Here is a 20091-nt window from a genome sequence, read left to right as displayed (position 1 = left end):
CCGAGTCGCCTCCATCAATGCCTCCGGCCACAAGTACGGCATGGCGCCACTCGGCGTGGGCTGGGCCCTGTGGCGCGACAAGTCGGCCCTGCCGGAGGACCTGGTCTTCCATGTCGACTACCTGGGCGGCGACATGCCGACCCTGGCGCTGAACTTCTCCCGCCCCGGCGGGCAGGTCGTCAGCCAGTACTTCACGTTCCTGCGCCTCGGCCGCGAGGGGTACCGGCAGGTGTACCAGGCCTGCGCCGACACCGCGCAGCACCTGGCCCGGCAGGTCGCCGAGATGGGCCCCTTCACGCTGCTCTACGACGGCGCGGGCGCGCTGCCGGCCGTCTCGTACACGCTGACTGACCCGGCGTCGACGAGCTGGAGCCTGTACGACCTCTCCGACCTGCTGCGGATGCGCGGCTGGCAGGTGCCCTCCTACCCGCTGCCGCCGAACCGCCAGGAAACGGTCATCCAGCGCGTCCTGGTCCGGCACGGCGTCGACCGCGACGAAATCGAGCTCCTCGCCGACGACATGCGCAGAGCGATCAAGCACCTCGATGAAGGCCGGCCGCACGATGCGGACCGCGCTGCCTTCCACCACTGAGGGTTGAGACGGGCGGAGTCGACCAACGCAGCTCCCCAGTCTTTCATCCACCTTCCTCACAACAGGGATACCTCGTGCCCGAGCTGCTGCCTCGCAGCCGGTGTGCTCGTGTCCTGGACACGCCATCTCACCTCGCGCGAACGTAGGACCCTGACCCCGAATCGTCGCCGGCCACGCCGCGGGGATCCTCGCAGCGACCGTGGTCGGCGCGTGTCCGGTGGGCCCGGAACAGCCGGGGCGTGCGAAACGCGACTCAACTCCTCCGCATACCAGTTCTGGTGTGAAGGAACGTCTCTCGCGAGTCCCGAGAGGTACGACGCCGTAGCTGCTTTCGGATATCTCGTTCCAGGGGCCCGGCAGATCGCCTGGGGGTTCGGTCATCACACCGGGTCTCTCGTCGGACCCCTCCTGAAAGAAGGTCATTTCGTGGTGCAGCCTGCGCAGCAAGGTGTGCTGCTTGGAGTGGCGAAGGCCCACAGAGTGATGCCGTTGGTGACGGCGACCGTCATGTGCATCGTGTTGTCCACGCCGTGCTCGCGGCCGACGCGCTCACCCCCCACCATCCGGCGACGGCGTTCGGGTCCACCTCCAGGCCGAAAGTGAGCGCGTGGCAAGTCTGTCGATGTTCTGCCGCAGCCCGGGTGATGTCATGTCTGCGTTTCCGTTCTCTCGATGAGTACCCGTTCAAGGTCGATCGCCCTCTTCGGTGTCCGGAGATGTCCACGGCAATGGGTACGGTGGCCCCGACGGGCAGCCTCGCACGATGGCTGGCGGCCCGCATCCTGGCCGAAGTCCCTGCCCAGTGGGCATCACCCGGCCCCACGATCGCCGTGATCACGGCTGCGTACGGAGAGCAGAAGCTGTTCGGGGTGGCGCGAGGTGGGCGGCAGCGACGGCACAGGTGGGCTCGCGACGCAGGGCGGCGAGCTTCAAGTCACGGGCGAGCTACAGCGCACGCGTCCGTCCGTCTGCCCGCCGATCCTACCGACCAGCCCGCGCCACTGGCCGCCCCCGACCGGATGGACCCGCCTGCGCCGCAGCGCCCGGCCACGGCGGGCAGGGTGTTGCGGCCTGCCCGGTTTCACCCTCCCGGCCGTCCTGCGGGAGACCGTCCGGGACGCCGGCGCCACCTGGAGCTGCGGAACGGCGACCGCCGAGGGCGCGAAGCAGGCCTACGCCACCTTCTCCGCGACCCAGGACCCCGTCGTCATCTCGGGGATCCGCAAGTCGAAGGGGTTCACGGCCCAGGGGTTCGACGCCACCCACACCGTCACCGAATGTTCCGGAAAGCCCACGTACTTCGCCATGGAGCCCGGACCTCGCTACACCGAATCCCTGGGCGTCGGCGCGCCCGCTCCACGGGACCTGTTCGCCTCCTTCACCAAGGCGGCCGAGGGCAAATTCGGCTGCATCAAGCCGTAGTGACCCGTCGTTGACCGTGCCGACCGGATGGAAATCGCCCAACCATGTCCAACAGAACGGCATTGCCCCTCCCCTCGTCCTGTCCGCTGTTCTCATCGCCGCTCTGGCCGGGTGCGGTGACGGCGCGGAGAAGAGGCCCGACGCGAACGCGATGTCGCTCGTGAAGGCTGCGAATGCCCGGACGCTGCACGAATCATTCCATTCGTCCGGGACCACCACGGCCTTCGCCGGAGACCGCCGCCCGTCCGACAGCGGACTCCGCTACGTCCTCGTCGGATCTGCTGCCTTCCGCCATCGCCGGTCTCGGGTGAAGATCCATCATGGACTCATCAAAGAGCCGTACGGGCTCTTGAGACCCCACGGCTGGGTGCGCTTGACCACCACTGCAACGCTCACCCTTGCGTCGATGACCGCCGTCATGACCATGTCGGCGGCACCGGCCCAGGCGAGCCCGGTTGGCGCGGACATGCCCGCAGCAGTGGGGAGTCCCGTTGCCGGTACCGGGGTTCAACCCGCTCCCATGGGAGGCGGAGCCACGGCCTACTGCAGCAACCTGCTCATCAACGGCAAGCGGGCCAACCGGGAGATGCACTACGACCAGGTGGACCACTCGTTCAAGAGGTGGGCCGCCGGCACCAACCGGTACGTCTACTGCAAGGATCCCGCATACAACAACTACGACTGCCTCGCGTCCGTCGAGGGCCTGGTCTTCACCCTCATGGGCGCCGGGGCGGCGACACGGGTCGTCATCTCCCTCGTAGGGGGAGGCTCTCTGAGCGTCGCGGCGATCTGGCAGTCCTGCTGATGCCCACCTGACATCGGCCGGGCACCGACGGACGGGCCGGCGACGGGACCTCCATCGGTTCCCGTCGCCGGACTCCGAGAGGTTCGGCAAGGGCGCGGGGCGCATGATGGAGGTAGAGCGGCGTCGCAGGTCGGCAGGAGCACGTCGATGGCAGGTGGACGATTGCGGATCTACCTCGGGGCCGCCCCGGGGGTAGGGAAGACGTACGCCATGCTGGAGGAGGGGCAGCGTCTGGCCGCGGCCGGTGCCGACGTGGTCGTCGGCTTTGTCGAGCCGCACGGGCGGCGCCCTACTGCAGCCCTCACCGAGGGGCTGGAGGTCGTTCCCCGGTGCATCGTGGAGTACCGGGGGACGACGTTCACCGAGATGGACCTGGCCGCGGTGCTCGCCCGCCGCCCGCAGGTCGCCCTGGTCGACGAACTGGCCCACACCGATGTGCCCGGCTTCCGCCACGCCAAGCGATGGCAGGACGTCGAGGAGCTCCTGGACGCGGGGATCGATGTGGTGACCACGCTGAACGTCCAGCACCTGGAGTCTCTCGGCGATGTGGTCCGGCAGATCACCGCAGTCCCGCAGCGGGAGACCCTCCCCGACGAGGTGGCGCGCCGCGCGGACCAGATCGAGCTGGTCGACCTGCCGCCCGAGCTGCTGCGCCGGCGCATGCTGCACGGCGAGATCTACCCCTCGGAGCGCATCGAGGCCGCCCTCACCCACTACTTCCGCATCGGCAACCTCACCGCTCTGCGGGAGCTCGCCCTGCTGTGGCTCGCCGACCGGGTGGAGGAGGGGCTTCAGCGCTACCGGGCGGAGCACGGCATCACCACTCCGTGGGAGACCCGCGAGCGCATCGTGGTCGCCCTCACCGGTGGTCCCGAGGGCGAGACCCTGATCCGCCGCGCCGCCCGGGTCACCGCCCGCATTCCCGGCAGCGAGCTGCTGGCGCTTCACGTCGTACCGGGCGACGGTCTCGTTCATGGAGATCAGGCCACGCTCGATGCCCAGCGCGCCCTGGTGGAGTCGCTGGGCGGCAGCTACCACCAGACCACCGGCGACGACGTCCCCGAGGCTCTGCTCCAGTTCGCGGAGGCCGAGAACGTCACCCAGATCGTGCTGGGCGCGAGCCGCCGCGGGAGGCTCTCCACCTTCCTGCGCGGCGGCGTCGGGCACCGGACGATCCAGCGGTCCGGCCCCATCGACGTCCTCGTCGTGACCCACGAGCACGCCGCCGGGTCGTTGCCCGCCCTGCGGCTGCCGCACCCGAGCCGTGCCACCGGCCCACGGCGTTTCTGGACGGCGATGCTGCTCGCGGCGGTCGTGCTCCCGGCCCTCACCGTCTTGCTGGTTCTTCTGGGCGAGCACGTGGACCTTGGCCTCGCGCTGGTGCTCTACCTGTTGGCCGTCGTCGCGATCGCCCTGATCGGGGGCGTCGTTCCCGCCCTGCTGGCCGCACTCGCCGCAGGATTGCTCGCCGATTACCGCTTCACGCCGCCGCTGCACTCGCTGCGCGTCGAGCGCCTCGCCGACATCCTCACGCTGGTGGTCTACGTCGTCACGGCTGTCATCGTCGGCACGGCGGCAGGCGCGGCCGCCCGCCGCACCTACCAGGCCGTCCGCGCGAGCTCCGAGGCCCGGGCACTGAGCCGGCTGGCCACCGCCATGATGCACGGCCAGGACCTGCCGGCCCTCCTCGAACAGGTACGGGAGGACCTCGGCCTGGACGCGGTCAGCCTGCTGGAACGGGACACGCGGCATGCCGCCGAGCCCCGCTGGTACGTCGTGGCCAGCACCGGCAGCGATCCGCCCGAGCGCCCGTACGACGCCGATGTGGAAAGCCCAGCTGGTGACAGCCTCACTCTCGCGGTCCGGGGGCACACCCTGAGCGGTGACGACCAACGTGTACTCGGCGTGTGTGCGGCCCAGCTGGGCATGGCGTACTCCCACGGCCGGCTCGCCGCCCACGACGCCGAAACGGGCCTGCGCGCGGCAGCCGAGCACACCAGGGCCTCACTGCTGCTCACGGCCAGCCGTGACCTGCGCGACCCGCTGTGCAGCGCCGAGGAGGCCCTGCACCACCTGCGCACCCCGGCCGATGCCCAGCAGGCCCGCACCCTCAATACCGCCCGGTCATCGGTGCGGCGCGCAGGCCGGCTCGTCACCGACCTGGACGAGCTCAGCCGCCTGCACGCCGGGGCGCTCGACCTCTACCTGCGCCCGGTCGACCTCGACGAGGTCCTGACCGCCGTACTCGATGCCCTCGGCCCCGGCCATGCGCTGCAGTGCAGCCTGCCGGAGCACGTGCCGGACGTGATCGCCGATGCCGCCGTCCTCACCCGCGTCCTGACGGCGCTCGCGGCAGAGGCCCAGCGCCACAGTCCGGCGGACCGGCCCGCGCGGCTGACCGCGCAGTTCCGGCCCGGCGTCCTGGAGATCCGGGTGACGGACGGCAACGGAGAGGCCGCCGAGGGTGCGGCGCCGGGGCCGGATCGGGGGCGCAGTCCGGAGAGCCTCGCGCTGCGCCTGTCCCGTGACCTGGCGGAGGTGATGGGCGGCACCCTTGAAACCGCCGTCCGCGGGGGCGGTTTCGCGGTGAGGCTCACGCTCCCGACAGCGGCCGTCCGTACCGCGGCGGCAGGCGCTCCGGAAGACTGACGAGCGACTTCGGGGTGGTGGGGAGCCGGGTGGCTCGGCTACTGGCTCCGGCCTGGAGGCCCGGAGGCCTGGAGGCCTGGAGGTCCTCGTGCGTCTCCCGCGAGCGGGGTGATCTACGCTGCGACCCGAGACCGAAGCCCGCGGTGATGGCGAGACCCGGTTCGCCTGCGGAGCAGACGTCCAGGCCCAGGCTCTCGTCCTCGACCCAGCGGGCCATGGCGCGGCAGAGGAGCGCCTTGGCGGCGTACACGACATCAGCGTCGGGAAAGGCCGTGCGGTAGGCACGGCAGCGGTCCCGAACCTCGCCCTCGTCCAGGAGGTACAGCGGGGTGCCGTACCGGTCGGCGGCTTCGGTGAGGGAGACGTCGGCCACGGTGACGTCGCCTTCGGCGGCAGGGCGGGAGGAAGCCGGCCAGATGGACAGCGCCTCGGAGGTGTACGTGCTCGGGGCCGAGTCCGAGGCAGAAGCCTGGGCCGGGGAAACGGAGGTGACGGACACGGATACCCCTCAGCCGATCGGCAGGTTCAGGCAGGACACGACCGCAGCGGCCCCGGCCATGCGCAGGACGCCGACGTGCCGCGGATCCCAGTCGCGCCAGGCCGGGAGCGGCTTGGCGGTGGCGGGGACGGGGGCAGGGGCGGAGAACGGCGGGTCGACGGTGAGGCAGCGGACGCCCAGCGGTTCGGCGAGGGCCCGCAACGCGGGCTCGGAGAGCCTGATCCAGGGCTGGTCCGTGCCCAGGGTGGCGGTGAGTCGCCTCTCCGAGGTGAAGCCGACCGCCGTGCGTTCCCCGGGTGGGGTACGGAAGAAGCGGGCCGAGCAGCCCGCGGGTCCCGGCCGGACGGGGACGTAGAGAGGTCCGGCCGGGAAGCGTTCGGAAGGCTCGGGGTCCTCGGGGTGCGTTGCCGTAGACATGATGATTCCTCCTGGTGGGGAGCGTGCGACGGCGCTCCGGCGGGACGGCCGGGGCGCGCTTCGGCGGAGGTATGCCCGTCGGCCGGGAATCGCCCCCCACCGCTGACGCGATGCTGACGGGGCCCTTGCGGAAGCCGGCCGTCAGAGGTCGGACAGCCGGGCCTCCTCCAGGTCCAGCGAGCGCTGGAGCCGGCGGCGGGTGGTGTCGCTGATGCGGTGGTCGTCGTAGAGGCGCTGGAGTTCGGCTGCCTCCTTGTTGATCAGGTCGCGGCGCAGTTGGCGGTAGATCTGATCGGCGGACTCGTTCGGTCCGTCGTCGTCGCCGAGCCGGTCCTGTGCGTGGTCGCGGCGGGCCTGCAGGGCGCGGCGGAGCCGGTCGAGGACGGGCTCGGGCGCGGCTTCGAGTCCGGAGAGTTCGTCCAGACGGCGCAGTCCCGCTTTGGCGAGGCTCAGTCGCGCGCCGGTCTCCTCGCGTTCGGTGTGATCCGGTTCGAGGGCTATCCCCGAGCGGCGTACGACCGGGGCGAGGGTGAAGCCCTGGACGACGAGCGTGACGACCACGACGGAGGAGGTCAGCACCAGGACCAGGGGGCGCTGAGCCAGGGGAGTGCCGTCGGCGGCGGCGACGGGGATGGACAGGGCGGCGGCCAGCGGCATGACACCCCGGGTGCCCGCCCACGACAGGACGGCGGGCACCCGCCAGTCGGTCTTGTCCCGCCCGCCCTTCCGCTGGAGGAGGGCGGAGAGTGGATAGATCCACAGCACGCGTACGGCGATGAGCGTGCAGGCCAGGGCGAGCGCGTACAGCGGCCAGAGCCGGTTCTCGTCCCCCAGCTCGCGGATCAGGCCGGGCAAGGAGAGCCCGATCAGGCTGAACACGACGCTTTCCAGCAGGAACACCACGGTGCCGTAGACGGCGTGCAGCTGGAGGCGGATGCGTGCGCTGGTCAGGCGGTCCCCGCTGCCGCCCATCACGACGCCCGCCACGACCACGGAGGTGACGCCGGAGGTGTGGGCCGTCTCGGCCAGGACGTAGGCGGCGTACGGAGTGACGAGCGCGATCACGGTTTCCAGGACCGGGTCCTGGGTGCGGCGCCGGATCACCACCACCACGCCGGCGACCGCAGCCCCGATCAAGGTGCCTCCGCCGGCGAGGAGGGCGAACTCGCCGCCCGCGCTGCCCCAGGAGACTGCGGAGGAAGCGATCGCGACGCTTACCGCGACCCGGAACAGGACGAGGGAGGTGGCGTCGTTGAACAGGCTCTCGGCCTGGACCATGACCTGGACCCTGGGCGGCAGCGCGAGGCGCCGGCCGAGCGCGGTGACCGCCACCGGGTCGGTGCTCGCGAGGACCGACCCGAGCACCAGCGCCATCTGCCAGGACAGCGGGGTCAGCACGGAGGCCACGTAGCCGACGACGGCGGCCGAGGCCAGTACGAGTCCCACCGCGAGCACGGACACCGGTTTCCACACCGCGCGCAGCTCGCGCCAGGACATCTCCTCGGCGCTGGCGTACAGCAGGGGAGGCAGCACGACGAGGCCGATGAGCTCAGGGGTGACGCGTATCGCGGGGGCGCCGGGCACCAGGGCGACCACGAGGCCCGCGACGACGAGCAGCGAGGGCGCGGGGATGCGCCAGCGGCGGGCCCCGGTCGCCACGAGGGTGGCGAGGACAACGAGAAACAAGACCGTACCGACGCTGCGCATGCCGCCCCTTGGACCCCTGGAATCGAGATCGGGGCCGTGCGACCCGTCACGCCGACCAGACTTCCCGGCACACCGCCGTCAGCATATCCCGCATGGACCGTGTCAGGGCAGCGTCAAAGTCTTCGCGCCCTGTCATGGTCCGGCCGATTCCCACCCGATGATGATCGTAAGCAGCACTTGTGTGCCTCTGGCGGCCAGGGAAGCCCTCTGCGCGGATCGGGGCGTGTTCTTGGCGTGAGGAGGCGTGTGTCGTGACGGAGGCGGTTGCCCGGCCCGGAAGGCTGAAGGTCTTTCTCGGGGCGGCCCCCGGTGTGGGCAAGACCTACCGGATGCTCGATGAGGGGCGGCGCCGGGCCGACCGGGGGACGGACGTGGTCGTCGCCTTCGTGGAGTGCCACGGACGCCGCCTGACCGAGGAGAAACTGGCCGGTCTGGAAGTCCTGCCGCGCACGGAACGCACGTACCGGGGAAGCGGGTTCCCGGAGATGGACCTGGCAGCGGTCCTGGAACGGCGCCCCGAGGTGGCTCTCGTCGATGAGCTGGCCCACTCCGTCGTCCCCGGAGGCAGCCCCGCCAAGCGCTGGCAGGAGGTGGAGGCGCTGCTCGCGGCCGGGATCGACGTCGTGACCGCCGTCAACATCCAGCACCTGGAATCCCTCAACGACGTCGTCGAGAAGATCACCAGGGTGCCGCAGCACGAGACCGTGCCGGACGAAGTCGTGCGCCGGGCCCATGAGATCGAGCTGGTGGACCTGCCGCCCGAGGCGCTGCGGCGGCGGATGGCGCACGGGAACATCTACGCCCCGGAGAAGGTCGACGCGGCGCTGGCGAACTATTTCCGGATAGGCAACCTCACCGCGCTGCGGGAACTGGCCCTGCTGTGGCTGGCCGGACGGGTGGACGAAGCGCTCCAGAAGTACCGAGCCGAGCACGGCATAGGGGGAGTGTGGGAGACCCGGGAACGGGTGGTCGTGGCCATCACCGGCGGTCCCGAGGGCGAGACGCTCATCCGGCGGGCGGCCAGGATCGTGGCCCGCTCGGCGGGAGGCGATCTCCTCGCCGTGCACATAGCGCGCAGCGACGGGCTGGCCGCAGGAGCCTCGGCCTCCGCGCTGGTCCGCCAGCGCGCACTCGTCGAAAGCCTCGGCGGCAGTTACCACTCCCTGGTCGGCGACGATGTGGCGACGGCGCTCACCGAGTTCGCCCGCGCGGAGAACGCCACGCAGCTGGTCCTCGGCACGAGCCGACGGGGCCGCGTCGAGCGCTTCCTCACCGGACGGGGCACGGGAGAGACGATCGTGGGGCTGTCCGAGGACATCGACGTCCACATGGTCACCCACGAACGCGCGGGCAGCGGAAGGCTGCTGCCGTCGAGGCGCCGCACACTGCCGACCTCCCGGATGATCGCCGGACCGGTCCTGGGCCTCGTGCTCCCGCTCGCGCTCACGTTCCTGCTCGACCAGACGCGGGGCAGCCTCAACCTCACCAGTGAGGCCCTGTTGTTCCTGGTGGCGGTGGTCGGGGTCGCCTGCGTGGGCGGAGTGCTGTCGGCCCTGGTCGCGTCCGTGACCGCCTCGCTCCTGCTGAACTACTGGTTCATCCCGCCGGTCGGTGAGTTCACCATCGCGGAGCCCAACAACATCCTCGCGCTGGTGGTGTTCGCGGTGGTCGCGGGGACGGTGGCCGCCGCCGTCGACCGGTCGCTGCGGCTGTCGCGCAGGGCCGCCCGGGCGACGGCCGAGGCGGAGACCCTCTCCTCACTCGCCGGATCCATCGTGCGGGGGGACGAGGCCGTTCCGGCTCTCCTCGAACGGACGCGGGAGACCTTCGGCATGGAATCGGCCGAACTGAGCGGCGACCCGGTCGCGAACGACCCCTCCATCGTCCGGGTCCCGGTCGGGACCGATACGCATCTCGTCCTGCGGGGGCGTCCGCTGCCCGCCTCCGACCGGCGGGTCCTGGCGGCCTTCGCCGCGCACGTCACCGTCGCGGTCGAGCGGGCCCGGCTGGCCGAGGCGGCCGCCGAGATCGAACCGGTCAGGGCGGCCGACCGGATGCGTACCGCACTGCTCGCCGCGGTCAGCCACGATCTGCGTACCCCGCTCGCCGCGGGTTGGGCCGCCATCGAATCGCTGCGCGCCAGCGATGTGGAGTTCAGCGAGGAGGACCGGAACGCCCTCCTCACCACCGCCGACGAGTCGATGGCCCGGCTCAACCGCCTCGTCGAGAACCTCCTGGACATGAGCCGACTGCAGGCCGGAGCGTTGAAACTGGAGCTGAGGGCCACCGACCTGATGGAGGTGCTGCCTGCAGCGCTGGACGGCCTGCCCACCGATGCCCCCGCCGTCGACACCCGGTGCCTTGAGCAGGCTCCGGCCGTACTGGCCGATCCACCCCTGCTCGAACGCGTGGTCGCCAACCTGCTCAACAACGCGGCCCGGCACACCCCGCCCGGAGGACGCGTACTGCTGACTGCCAGCGCGCTCGACGACCGGGTCGAGATCCGTGTCGTCGACCGCGGACCCGGAATCCCCGAGGCGGACCGAGAGAACGCCTTCGTGCCGTTCCAGCGCCTCGGCGACACCGACAACACCACGGGCGTCGGGCTCGGGCTCGCCCTCTCCCGAGGTCTCGCCGAGGCGATGGGCGGTACCCTGAGCCCCGAGGACACCCCGGGAGGCGGCCTGACGATGACCCTGTCGCTGCCGGCCGCTCCTGCACTCCCGGCTCAGTCCCATACGCAATATTGACGGGCGAACTTCCGTGCGAACGCAACGGTGTCGACCTGCATGCAGTCTGATCAGATGTGACTTCAACTCTCCCCCTCCTCGGGCATGTTGCTCCACGCGCACAGCACATGGTGATCTGCGGGGACGACGGTCTCGCCCGCAGGCTCGCGGTAGAGCTCGACGCCGTCTGCGGCGAGACCGTCACGGTCGTACTGCCGTCCCGCCGCGATGAATACGGCGGGGAGATCGACGCACTGCACCACAACCCACACTCACCCGTCGAGCTGATCACTTCGGCCCGCCCCGACGATCAGACCCTGCGGGCCGCGGGAGTGGAGCGGGCAGCCGCCCTCGCCCTCACCTACGGCGACGACCAGACCAACATGATGGCCGCACTCCTCGCCCGCAGCCTCAACCCGTCGATCCGGCTGGTCATCCGGATGTACCACCGCGAGCGCGGTCGCCACCTGGAACAACTCCTGGACCGCGCGGTCGCCGCACGCACCCCCGATGCGGAGGAAGGACTCGTCGACGCCTCCACCACTGTCCTGTCCGACGCCGACACGGCCGTACCCGAGCTGGTGGCCGCCGCCGCCCTCGGCCAGGGCCACACTCTCCAGGTCGACGGCAAGGTCTTCCGCGGGGCGGTGCGCCCGGCGGGCGAGGCCCCGCACGCCTCCGACCTCGCCACGCTGGCCGTGTTCTCCGGCACCGACCGCGATGACCCGCGCAGCCAGGACAGCGCGGAGACCCCCGGCGCCGACGGCACCCAGCTCCTCCCGGACACGGTCACCTCGTACCACCGGCAGTTCACGCACGGTCGCCTGATGCTGGAGGAGGTCACCCAGGACCACGCCCCGGACGCGCCGGCCGACGCACGTACACCGGCCGGCTGGCTGCGTGACCGCCTCGCGCACCTGCCCTGGAAGGTCTTCGTCTCGCGCGAGGTCATGTCCGTCTTCGGACTCCTCGCCGCAGTCGTGGTACTGCTGTCGATCGCCACGCTCCTCCTGGTGGACGCGATCCCGCTGTGGAAGGCGATCTACCTGCCGATGCTGGACATCTTCACGATGGGCGACCCGGCGACCGACGAGGAGCCGGCCCGCCGGGTGCTCCAACTCATCGCGGGCTTCGTCGGGTTGGCGGTACTGCCGCTCGTCGTGGCCGCGACCCTGAACGCCAGCGAGGCGTTCAGGACGGCCTCGGCCACACACCCGCCCACCGAGGACCTCGGTGACCACATCGTCCTCGTGGGCCTGGGAAAGATCGGCACCCGCGTTCTGGGCCGCCTGCGCACCACCCACCACAAGGTGGTCGTCATCGAAAGGGACCCGGACGCACGCGGCGTCTCCGCCGCCCGCGACCTGGGCGTGCCGCTGCTCCTGGACGACGCCACGGACCCGCGCGTCCTCGACCTGGCGAGGATAGGCCGGGCGAAATCGCTTCTCGTGCTCAGCCGGGACGACAGCGCCAACCTGGACATCGTGATGGCCGCCCGCGAGGCCAACCCGGACATCAGGGTGGTCATGCGGCTCTACGACGACGACTTCGCGGCCACCGTCTCGCACACGCTGCGCGCCTCGTACCCGCAAGCCCCGACCCGCAGCCGCAGTGTGTCGGCGCTCGCTGCACCGGCGTTCGCGGCGGCCATGATGGGCCGCCATGTCCTCGGGGTGATGCCGGTGGAGCGAGGAGTGCTGCTGTTCACGGTGGTGGACGTGGCGGGGCACCCCGCCCTGGAGGGGTTCTCCATCCACGAGGCGTTCAAACAGAACGCATGGCGGGTCCTCGCGGTGGGTTCCTCGGGTGATTCGGCGGCGTACCGGCCGGCCGTGTCTTCGGACACCCTGGGAGGCCTCTACCTTCCGCGGGCGACAGGATTCGACTGGCGCCCGCCGCACGGCCGCGTCCTGCGGGCCGGCGACCGCGTGGTGCTCGCGACGACCCGGCGGGGCCTGGACATCCTGATGACCGGGGTCCAGCCGCATCGGATGTCATCGTCGCCCCCGGCCGATGCATCGGCCACGGACCGTGACACCCACTGACACGCGGGGCGGGTGAAGTCTCGCAAATCCAATGGCAGCAGCCGGAGCTGGTCACCGAAGTCAACGGAACCGGTGTCCTGCGGATGCTGGAGGCGATCCGGATCGTCAGCGGCCTGAGCAAGCCGTCGGCGAGCGGTGGTGCCGCCGGGCAGATCCGCTTTTACCAGGCCTCCTCATCCGAGATGTTCGGCATGGTGACGCAGACGCCGCAGAACGAGGCGACCTCGTTCCACCCGCGCAGCCCCTACGGTGTGGTGAAGAAGTACGGGCACTACATGACCCGGAACTACCGGGAGTCCTACGGCATGTACGCCGCCTCGGGGATCCTGTTCAACCATGAGTCGCCCCGGCGCGGGGCCGAGTTCGTGACGAGGAAGATCTCGCTGGCCGTTGCACGGATCAAGCTGGGCCTCCAGCAGCGGCTGAGCCTCGGCAATCTCGATGCCGTGCGGGACTGGGGCTTCGCCGGGGACTACGTCCGTGCCATGCATCTGATGCTCCAGCAGGACGAGCCGGGCGACTATGTGGTGGGCACGGGCCAGATGCACTCGGTGCGCGATGCCGCCAGGATCGCGTTCGGCTGTGTGGGTCTGGACCGGGAGGACTACGTCGTCGTCGACCCCGGGCTCGTGCGGCCCGCGGAGGTGGAGACGCTCTGCGCCGACTCCTCCAACGCCCGGAAGTACCTGGACTGGGAACCGGAGGTGGACTTCACCGAACTGATCCGGATGATGGTGGAGTCGGGCTTGAGGCAGGCTCGTCTGGTGAGGGAGTACGGCGCGGAACTCTCGGAGGCGTGCTGGTAGTCGGCAGAGCGTTCCTGCCGCAGTATCGGGTTGCCCGCGCGACGGACCGGTTGCCGGTCGCCTTCGGTACGCCCGGCACCTTCCAGCCGGGTCACGGCGTGGCGTCGGCCGGGAGTTCGGCGGGGATCGGGAGGACGCCGCCGGCGATGGGCAACGTGACGACCATGGTCAGGCCGCCTCCGGGGGTGTCCTCGGCGGTCAGAGTGCCGTCCATGGCCTCCAGGAAGCCCTTGGCGACCGCCAGCCCGAGACCGACCCCGGCGCCCGCGGGCGCGTCCCCGTAGCGCTGGAAGGGCTCGAATATGCGGTCCTTGGCCTCGTCGGGGACGCCGGGCCCCCGGTCGGCGACGCGTAGTTCGAGACGGCCGGCGAGGGAACTCGCGGACACGTGGACGGGCTGCCCGCCGGGGCTGTATTTGACGGCGTTCTCGACGATGTTGGCGACGGACCGTTCCAGCAGCCCGCGGTCCACGGCGACCATGGGCAGGGTCTCGGGGATGTCGAGTTCGACGCTGTCGTCGGGGACGCCGGCCAGGGCCATGGGGACCACCTCGTCGAGATCGGTCACGCGGATGACCGGGAGGACGGTCCCGGTCTGGAGGCGGGACATGTCGAGGAGGTTGCCGATCAGGTGGTCGAGGCGGTCGGCGCCGTCCTCGATGCCTTCGAGCAGGTCGGTCCGGTCCTCCTCGGACCATTCGACGTCGGTGGAACGCAGCGAGGTGACCGCGACCTTGATGCCGGCCAGCGGCGTGCGCAGGTCGTGGCTGACGGCGGCGAGGAGCGCGGTCCGGATCTGGTTGCCTTCGATCAGGCGGCGGGCCTCCTCGGCCTCGTCGACGAGGCGCTGGCGGTCGAGTACGACGGCTGCCTGTGCGGCGAAGGCGCCGAGTACGCGGCGGTCCTCGGCGGGCAGCACCCGGCCGGTCAGGGCGAGGGACATGTTCTCGCCGATGGGCATGTCGACGTCGGCGTCCTCGGGGCGGGCGACCGGGCTTTCCCCCGTGCTGCCCGCGCAGGTCCACGGGTCGATTTCGCTGGTGCGCTCCAGGAGGGCGACCGACTGCATGCCGAAGGTCTCGCGGAGGCGTTCCAGGAGGGCGTCGAGGGAGTTCTCGCCGCGCAGGACGCTGCCTGCGAGGAAGGAGAGGATCTCCGACTCGGCGCGGAGCCGGGCGGCCTGGTGGGTGCGCCGGGCGGCCAGGTCGACCACCGAAGCCACCGAGACGGCCACGCCGACGAAGATCGAGATGGCGACGATGTTCTTGGGGTCGGCGATGGTGAGCTTGTGGACCGGTGGGGTGAAGTAGTAGTTGAGGAGCAGGGAGCCGAAGGCCGCCGAGGCCAAGGCGGGGAGCAGCCCGCCGAGGAGTGCTGCCGCCACCGTGAAGGTGAGGAAGAGCAGCATGTCGTTCGCGAGGCCGAGGTCGGGGACGACCTGGCTCAGCAGGACGGTGAGCAGGGCGGGCCCGACGATGCCGGTCACCCAGCCCCGGATGATGCGGGGCCGGCCGAGCCTTCCGCCGCGCGCGAGGGGCAGGCCGCGGCCCTTGGCGGCCTCGTCGTGGGTGACGATGTGGACGTCGAGGTCGGGTCCGGATTCGCGGGCGACGGTGGCGCTGACGCCGGGGCTGAAGACGGACTGCCAGGAGCGCCTCCGGCTGACGCCGAGGACGATTTGGGTGGCGTTGACGCCGCGCGCGAATTCCAGCAGCGCGTCGGGGATGTCGTCGCCTATGACGTGGTGGAAGGTGCCGCCGAGGTCCTCGACCAGGGTGCGCTGGACGGCGAGCTCCTTGGGCGAGGCCGAGGTCAGCCCGTCGCTGCGGGCGATGTAGACGGCGAGGACCTCGCCGCCCGAGCCCTTTTCGGCGAGACGGGCGGCCCGGCGGATGAGCGTACGGCCCTCCGGGCCGCCGGTGAGGCCGACGACGATGCGCTCGCGGGCCTGCCAGGTGGTGCGGATGTTGTGCTCGCCGCGGTACTCGTTGAGGTACTCGTCGACCCGGTCGGCGACCCAGAGCAGCGCGAGCTCGCGCAGCGCGGTCAGGTTGCCGGGACGGAAGTAGTTGGAGAGGGCGGCGTCGACCTTGTCGGGCTTGTAGATGTTCCCGTGCGCCATCCGTCGGCGCAGCGCCTGGGGGGACATGTCGACCAGCTCGATCTGATCGGCGCGCCGCACGACTTCGTCGGGGACGGTTTCCCGCTGGCGCACGCCGGTGATCGTTTCGACGACGTCGCCGAGCGATTCGAGGTGCTGGATGTTGACGGTCGAGACGACGTCGATGCCGGCCTGGAGCAGTTCCTCGACGTCCTGCCAGCGTTTGGTGTTGCGCGAGCCCGGTACGTTGGTGTGGGCGAGTTCGTCCACCAGGGCCACGGCGGGGCGGCGGGCGAGGATCGCGTCGACGTCCATCTCGGTGAACGTGGAGCCCCGGTACTCCAGCTCGCGCCGTGCGATCTGTTCCAGACCGTGCAGCATCACCTCGGTGCGGGGCCGGTTGTGGTGCTCGACGAAGGCGACGACGACATCGGTGCCGCGTTCCACCCGGCGGTGGCCCTCGGAGAGCATCGCGTACGTCTTGCCGACGCCGGGGGCCGAGCCCAGGTAGATACGAAACCTGCCGCGTCCCATGCCGTCATCCCTCGTAGCGGTAGCCCATACCGGGCTCGGTGATCAGATACCTCGGGTGCGAGGGGTCCGCTTCCAGTTTGCGGCGTAGCTGGGCCATGTAGACCCTCAGGTAGTTGGTGTGCTCGGAGTACGTCGGCCCCCATACATCGAGCAGCAGCTTTCGCTGACTGACCAGCCGGCCGGGATTGGTGATGAGGATTTCCAGCAGGTGCCACTCGGTGGGGGTCAGACGCACCCGGCGATCGCCGCGGCTGACCTTCTTCGCGACCAGGTCCACGGTGAAGTCGTCGGTCGTGACCATGGAGATCTCTTTGGAGGGTGCCGGAGTCCGGCTTGCCGGCAGCTGCCAGATTCAGGGCCTTGCTTCCTTCGGAAGCCGTCTCCACCTCGAACTTGCGTGCCTCCAGGTTGATCCTGAGCGCGCGGACGAGCTGGGCGTCGTCCTCCACCACCAGCACCTTGATCATCGGTGTGGGGCTTCCTCTTTCAGTGGGTATGGGCCGGAGCCGACGGGAGGTCGGGGCACCTCCCAGCGATGGCTGGGGGAGCTCCGCGTCCCGCCGGCTCCGACCCTTGCTATGCGGAGCGTCAGCTCTTGGTCAGTGCCTTGAGTGCGGTGTTGAGTTCGAGGACGTTGACGCGGGGTTCGCCCATGAAGCCGAGGGTGCGGCCCTGGGTGTGGTCGGCGACGAGCTCTTCGACCTGCTTGACGTCGAGCTTGTTCTGCTCGGCGACGCGGTGGATCTGGAGCTTGGCGTACTCGGGGGAGATGTTCGGGTCGAGGCCGGAGCCGGAGGAGGTGACGGCGTCGGCCGGTACGTCCTGGGGCTTGACCGTGTAGCCGGCGGTGGAGTTGTCCGCGACGACGGCTTCCTTGGCGGCGACGACCTGGGCGCAGAGGGTGCCTTCCTCGGCGTCCTTGGTGCAGTGCCCGTTGACCGCGCCGTTGTCGCCGGCGCGGTTGGTGGCGCCGGAGAGGATGAGCGAGTACTGGGTGTTGACGCTGTTGGAGCCGAGGCCGTTGGAGGGGCGGGGCTGGAACCACTTGAGGTCCGGCTTCGCGGCCTCCGTGGCGTCGTCGGGGTTCTGCTTGGGGAGGTTGTAGGTCTGTCCGATGAGGGAGGATCCGACGACGTTGCCGCTCTTGTCCTTGATCTCGGAGCCGTTGGCGTTGTCGTTGAAGAGGGCCTGGGCGATGCCGGTGACGGCGAGCGGGTAGATGACCCCGCAGATGATCGTGAGGACCAGCAGGGCCCGCAGGCCCGCCCCGATCAACCGTGCCGTGTTGCCTACAGAGTTGTTCATTGGGGTCAGCCGATTCCCGGGATGAGGGTGATGAGCATGTCGATGATCTTGATGCCGATGAACGGGGCGATCAGGCCGCCGAGTCCGTAGATCCCGATGTTGCGGCGGAGCATCTTGTCGGCGCTGGTCGGCTTGTACTGGACGCCCTTGAGGGCGAGCGGGACGAGGGCGATGATGATCAGCGCGTTGAAGATGACCGCGGAGAGGATCGCGGAGTTCGGGGAGTGCAGGCCCATGATGTTGAGCTTGTCGAGGCCCGGGTAGACCACGGCGAACATCGCGGGGATGATCGCGAAGTACTTCGCGACGTCGTTGGCGATGGAGAACGTGGTCAGGGCGCCCCGGGTGATGAGGAGCTGCTTGCCGATCTCGACGATCTCGATGAGCTTGGTGGGGTTGGAGTCCAGGTCCACCATGTTCCCGGCCTCCTTGGCGGCCGAGGTGCCCGTGTTCATCGCGACACCTACGTCCGCCTGGGCCAGGGCCGGGGCGTCGTTCGTCCCGTCACCGGTCATCGCGACCAGCTTGCCGCCCGCCTGCTCCCGCTTGATGAGGGCCATCTTGTCCTCGGGAGTGGCCTCGGCGAGGAAGTCGTCGACACCGGCCTCTTCGGCGATGGCCCTGGCGGTCAGCGGGTTGTCACCCGTGATCATGACGGTCTTGATGCCCATGCGGCGCAGCTCGTCGAACCGCTCCCGCATGCCCTCCTTGACGACGTCCTTGAGGTGGATGACACCGAGGACGCGGGCACCCTTCTCGTCCTCGACGGCGACCAGCAGCGGCGTACCGCCGGCCTCGGAGATCTTGTTGGCGAGGAGGTCGGCGTCGTCGGCCACCTGGCCGCCCTGCTCCTTGACCCAGGTGATGACGGAGCCGGCCGCGCCCTTGCGGGTCTTCCTGCCGTCGACGTCGACGCCCGACATGCGGGTCTGGGCGGTGAAGGCGATCCATTCGGCCTGCGACAGCTCGCCCTGGTGACGCTCGCGCAGTCCGTACTTCTCCTTCGCGAGGACGACGATGGAGCGGCCCTCGGGGGTTTCGTCGGCGAGGGAGGACAGCTGGGCGGCATCCGCCAGCTCCGCCTCGGTGGTGCCCTTGACCGGTACGAACTCGGACGCCTGGCGGTTGCCGAGGGTGATGGTGCCGGTCTTGTCGAGCAGCAGCGTCGATACGTCGCCGGCGGCTTCGACCGCGCGGCCTGACATGGCCAGGACGTTGCGCTGGACGAGCCGGTCCATGCCCGCGATGCCGATCGCCGAGAGCAGGGCGCCGATGGTGGTCGGGATCAGGCAGACCAGGAGCGCGGTGAGCACGATCATCGACTGCTTGGCGTCCGCGTAGATCGCGAACGGCTGCAGGGTGACCACGGCGAGCAGGAAGACGATCGTGAGTGACGCCAGCAGGATGTTGAGGGCGATCTCGTTGGGCGTCTTCTGCCGGGCCGCGCCCTCGACGAGGGCGATCATGCGGTCGATGAAGGTCTCGCCGGGCTTCGTCGTGATCTTGACGACGATCCGGTCCGAGAGGACCTTCGTGCCGCCGGTGACGGCCGAGCGGTCGCCGCCGGACTCGCGGATGACGGGCGCGGACTCGCCGGTGATGGCGGACTCGTCGACGGACGCGACGCCCTCGACGACGTCACCGTCGCCGGGGATGATGTCGCCCGCCTCGCAGACCACCAGGTCACCGATCTTGAGATCGGTACCGGGGACCTGTTCCTCGCTCTTGCCGTCCTGGGCCAGGCGGCGGGCGACCGTGTCGGTCTTGGCCTTGCGCAGGGTGTCGGCCTGGGCTTTGCCGCGGCCTTCGGCGACGGCTTCGGCGAGGTTGGCGAAGATGGTGGTCAGCCACAGCCAGGCGGTGATGGCCCAGCCGAACCAGTCCGTCGGGTCCTTGATCGCGAGGACGGTCGTGACGACCGACCCCACGAGGACGACGAACATGACCGGCGACTTGATCATGATCCGGGGGTCGAGCTTCTTCACCGCGTCGGGGAAGGACTTCAGCAGTGCCTTGGGGTCGAACAGCCCCCCACCGACACGGCCGGCAGGCGGCTTGTGGCCGGTGGGCAGGTCGTCGTGCGGAGCACGGGTCGGTGTGGCGGTGCTCATGATGCGAGCCCTTCGGCGAGCGGTCCCAGCGCGAGGGCCGGGAAGTAGGTCAGACCGGTGATGATGACGATCGTGCCGACGAGCAGGCCGGCGTAGAGCGGCTTGTCGGTACGGAGCGTGCCTGCTGTTTCGGGGACGGGCTTCTGTTCGGCGAGCGAGCCGGCCAGTGCGAGGACGAACACCATGGGCAGGAACCGGCCGAGCAGCATGGCGAGGCCGATGGTGGTGTTGAACCACTGGGTGTCGGCGTTCAGTCCGGCGAACGCGGAGCCGTTGTTGTTGGCTCCGGAGGTGTAGGCGTAGAGGACCTCGGAGAAGCCGTGCGCGCCGGAGTTCAGCATGGAGTGGGGCGGGGTGGGCAGGGCCATG

General features: G+C 70.1%; 12 protein-coding genes and 3 pseudogenes. 7 read left to right on the top strand and 8 right to left on the bottom strand.

All coding sequences use genetic code 11. The features are described 5' to 3' along the window. From ACEPPI_RS33930 to ACEPPI_RS33915, 4 genes are all read left to right on the top strand, one after another. Nucleotides 1-592: pyridoxal-dependent decarboxylase (locus tag ACEPPI_RS33930; protein ID WP_373919103.1), on the top strand; the 592-nt coding region annotated here is incomplete at its 5' end. Nucleotides 593-1471: 879 nt separating this feature from the next. Next, entirely contained in the window at nucleotides 1472-2014 is a 543-nt protein-coding gene (locus ACEPPI_RS33925) for a hypothetical protein (RefSeq protein ID WP_373919102.1), read from the top strand. A gap of 520 nt (nucleotides 2015-2534) precedes the next feature. Then, nucleotides 2535-2819, top strand: coding sequence for a hypothetical protein (locus ACEPPI_RS33920; RefSeq protein ID WP_373919101.1), 285 nt, complete (start codon nucleotides 2535-2537; stop codon nucleotides 2817-2819). Between the two features lie 147 nt (nucleotides 2820-2966). Beyond that, on the top strand, nucleotides 2967-5468 hold the full coding sequence (locus ACEPPI_RS33915) for a DUF4118 domain-containing protein (protein WP_373919100.1): 2502 nt from the start codon (nucleotides 2967-2969) through the stop codon (nucleotides 5466-5468). Between the two features lie 133 nt (nucleotides 5469-5601). Here the strand turns inward: ACEPPI_RS33915 and ACEPPI_RS33910 are convergent. From ACEPPI_RS33910 to ACEPPI_RS33900, 3 genes and pseudogenes are all read right to left on the bottom strand, one after another. Further along, a pseudogene (locus ACEPPI_RS33910) lies at nucleotides 5602-5892 on the bottom strand (diaminopimelate decarboxylase); the annotation flags it as partial. A gap of 84 nt (nucleotides 5893-5976) precedes the next feature. Beyond that, complete coding sequence (locus ACEPPI_RS33905; RefSeq protein ID WP_373919099.1) at nucleotides 5977-6384, bottom strand: SAV_915 family protein; 408 nt, start codon at nucleotides 6382-6384, stop codon at nucleotides 5977-5979. Between the two features lie 141 nt (nucleotides 6385-6525). After that, nucleotides 6526-8091, bottom strand: coding sequence for a Na+/H+ antiporter (locus ACEPPI_RS33900; RefSeq protein ID WP_373919098.1), 1566 nt, complete (start codon nucleotides 8089-8091; stop codon nucleotides 6526-6528). Between the two features lie 251 nt (nucleotides 8092-8342). On the opposite strand from ACEPPI_RS33900, the gene ACEPPI_RS33895 reads away from it, so the two are divergent. The 3 genes and pseudogenes from ACEPPI_RS33895 to ACEPPI_RS33885 form a co-directional block, all read left to right on the top strand. After that, on the top strand, nucleotides 8343-10841 hold the full coding sequence (locus ACEPPI_RS33895) for an ATP-binding protein (protein WP_373919097.1): 2499 nt from the start codon (nucleotides 8343-8345) through the stop codon (nucleotides 10839-10841). Between the two features lie 107 nt (nucleotides 10842-10948). After that, nucleotides 10949-12865 (top strand): NAD-binding protein, encoded by a 1917-nt coding sequence (locus ACEPPI_RS33890; protein WP_373919096.1) that lies wholly within the window; start codon nucleotides 10949-10951, stop codon nucleotides 12863-12865. A gap of 29 nt (nucleotides 12866-12894) precedes the next feature. Further along, a pseudogene (locus ACEPPI_RS33885) lies at nucleotides 12895-13671 on the top strand (GDP-mannose 4,6-dehydratase); the annotation flags it as partial. A 91-nt stretch (nucleotides 13672-13762) separates the two neighbouring features. On the opposite strand, the gene ACEPPI_RS33880 reads toward ACEPPI_RS33885, so the two are convergent. The 5 genes and pseudogenes from ACEPPI_RS33880 to ACEPPI_RS33860 form a co-directional block, all read right to left on the bottom strand. Beyond that, nucleotides 13763-16306 carry an ATP-binding protein gene (locus ACEPPI_RS33880; RefSeq protein WP_373919095.1) on the bottom strand — a complete coding sequence of 848 codons (2544 nt, stop codon included), beginning with the start codon at nucleotides 16304-16306 and terminating at the stop codon, nucleotides 13763-13765. A 4-nt stretch (nucleotides 16307-16310) separates the two neighbouring features. Further along, nucleotides 16311-16773: pseudogene (locus ACEPPI_RS33875) on the bottom strand (winged helix-turn-helix domain-containing protein). Between the two features lie 121 nt (nucleotides 16774-16894). Next, complete coding sequence (locus ACEPPI_RS33870) at nucleotides 16895-17611, bottom strand: potassium-transporting ATPase subunit C (RefSeq protein ID WP_373919094.1); 717 nt, start codon at nucleotides 17609-17611, stop codon at nucleotides 16895-16897. A 5-nt stretch (nucleotides 17612-17616) separates the two neighbouring features. After that, a complete protein-coding gene (gene kdpB, locus ACEPPI_RS33865) occupies nucleotides 17617-19722 on the bottom strand; it encodes a potassium-transporting ATPase subunit KdpB (RefSeq protein ID WP_373919093.1) in 2106 nt (701 codons plus the stop codon). Then, on the bottom strand, nucleotides 19719-20091 hold a 373-nt coding region (locus tag ACEPPI_RS33860; protein ID WP_373919092.1), incomplete at its 5' end, for a potassium-transporting ATPase subunit KdpA. The genes kdpB and ACEPPI_RS33860, both read right to left, overlap by 4 nt.

The sequence above is a fragment of the Streptomyces sp. AB3(2024) genome, from assembly GCF_041862025.1.
Classification (GTDB): Bacteria; Actinomycetota; Actinomycetes; order Streptomycetales; family Streptomycetaceae; genus Streptomyces.
The sequence above is the reverse complement of the archived record's forward strand: the minus strand, read 5'-3'. Positions and strand labels throughout refer to the sequence as shown.

Excerpts from the sequence above, each read along its gene's own strand:
- ACEPPI_RS33920 (WP_373919101.1), top strand. The coding sequence starts at position 2,535 with ATGGGAGGCGGAGCCACGGCCTACTGCAGCAACCTGCTCATCAACGGC.
- ACEPPI_RS33890 (WP_373919096.1), top strand. The coding sequence starts at position 10,949 with ATGGTGATCTGCGGGGACGACGGTCTCGCCCGCAGGCTCGCGGTAGAG.
- ACEPPI_RS33915 (WP_373919100.1), top strand. The coding sequence starts at position 2,967 with ATGGCAGGTGGACGATTGCGGATCTACCTCGGGGCCGCCCCGGGGGTA.
- ACEPPI_RS33880 (WP_373919095.1), bottom strand. The coding sequence starts at position 16,306 with ATGGGACGCGGCAGGTTTCGTATCTACCTGGGCTCGGCCCCCGGCGTC.
- ACEPPI_RS33900 (WP_373919098.1), bottom strand. The coding sequence starts at position 8,091 with ATGCGCAGCGTCGGTACGGTCTTGTTTCTCGTTGTCCTCGCCACCCTC.
- kdpB (WP_373919093.1), bottom strand. The coding sequence starts at position 19,722 with ATGAGCACCGCCACACCGACCCGTGCTCCGCACGACGACCTGCCCACC.
- ACEPPI_RS33870 (WP_373919094.1), bottom strand. The coding sequence starts at position 17,611 with ATGAACAACTCTGTAGGCAACACGGCACGGTTGATCGGGGCGGGCCTG.
- ACEPPI_RS33905 (WP_373919099.1), bottom strand. The coding sequence starts at position 6,384 with ATGTCTACGGCAACGCACCCCGAGGACCCCGAGCCTTCCGAACGCTTC.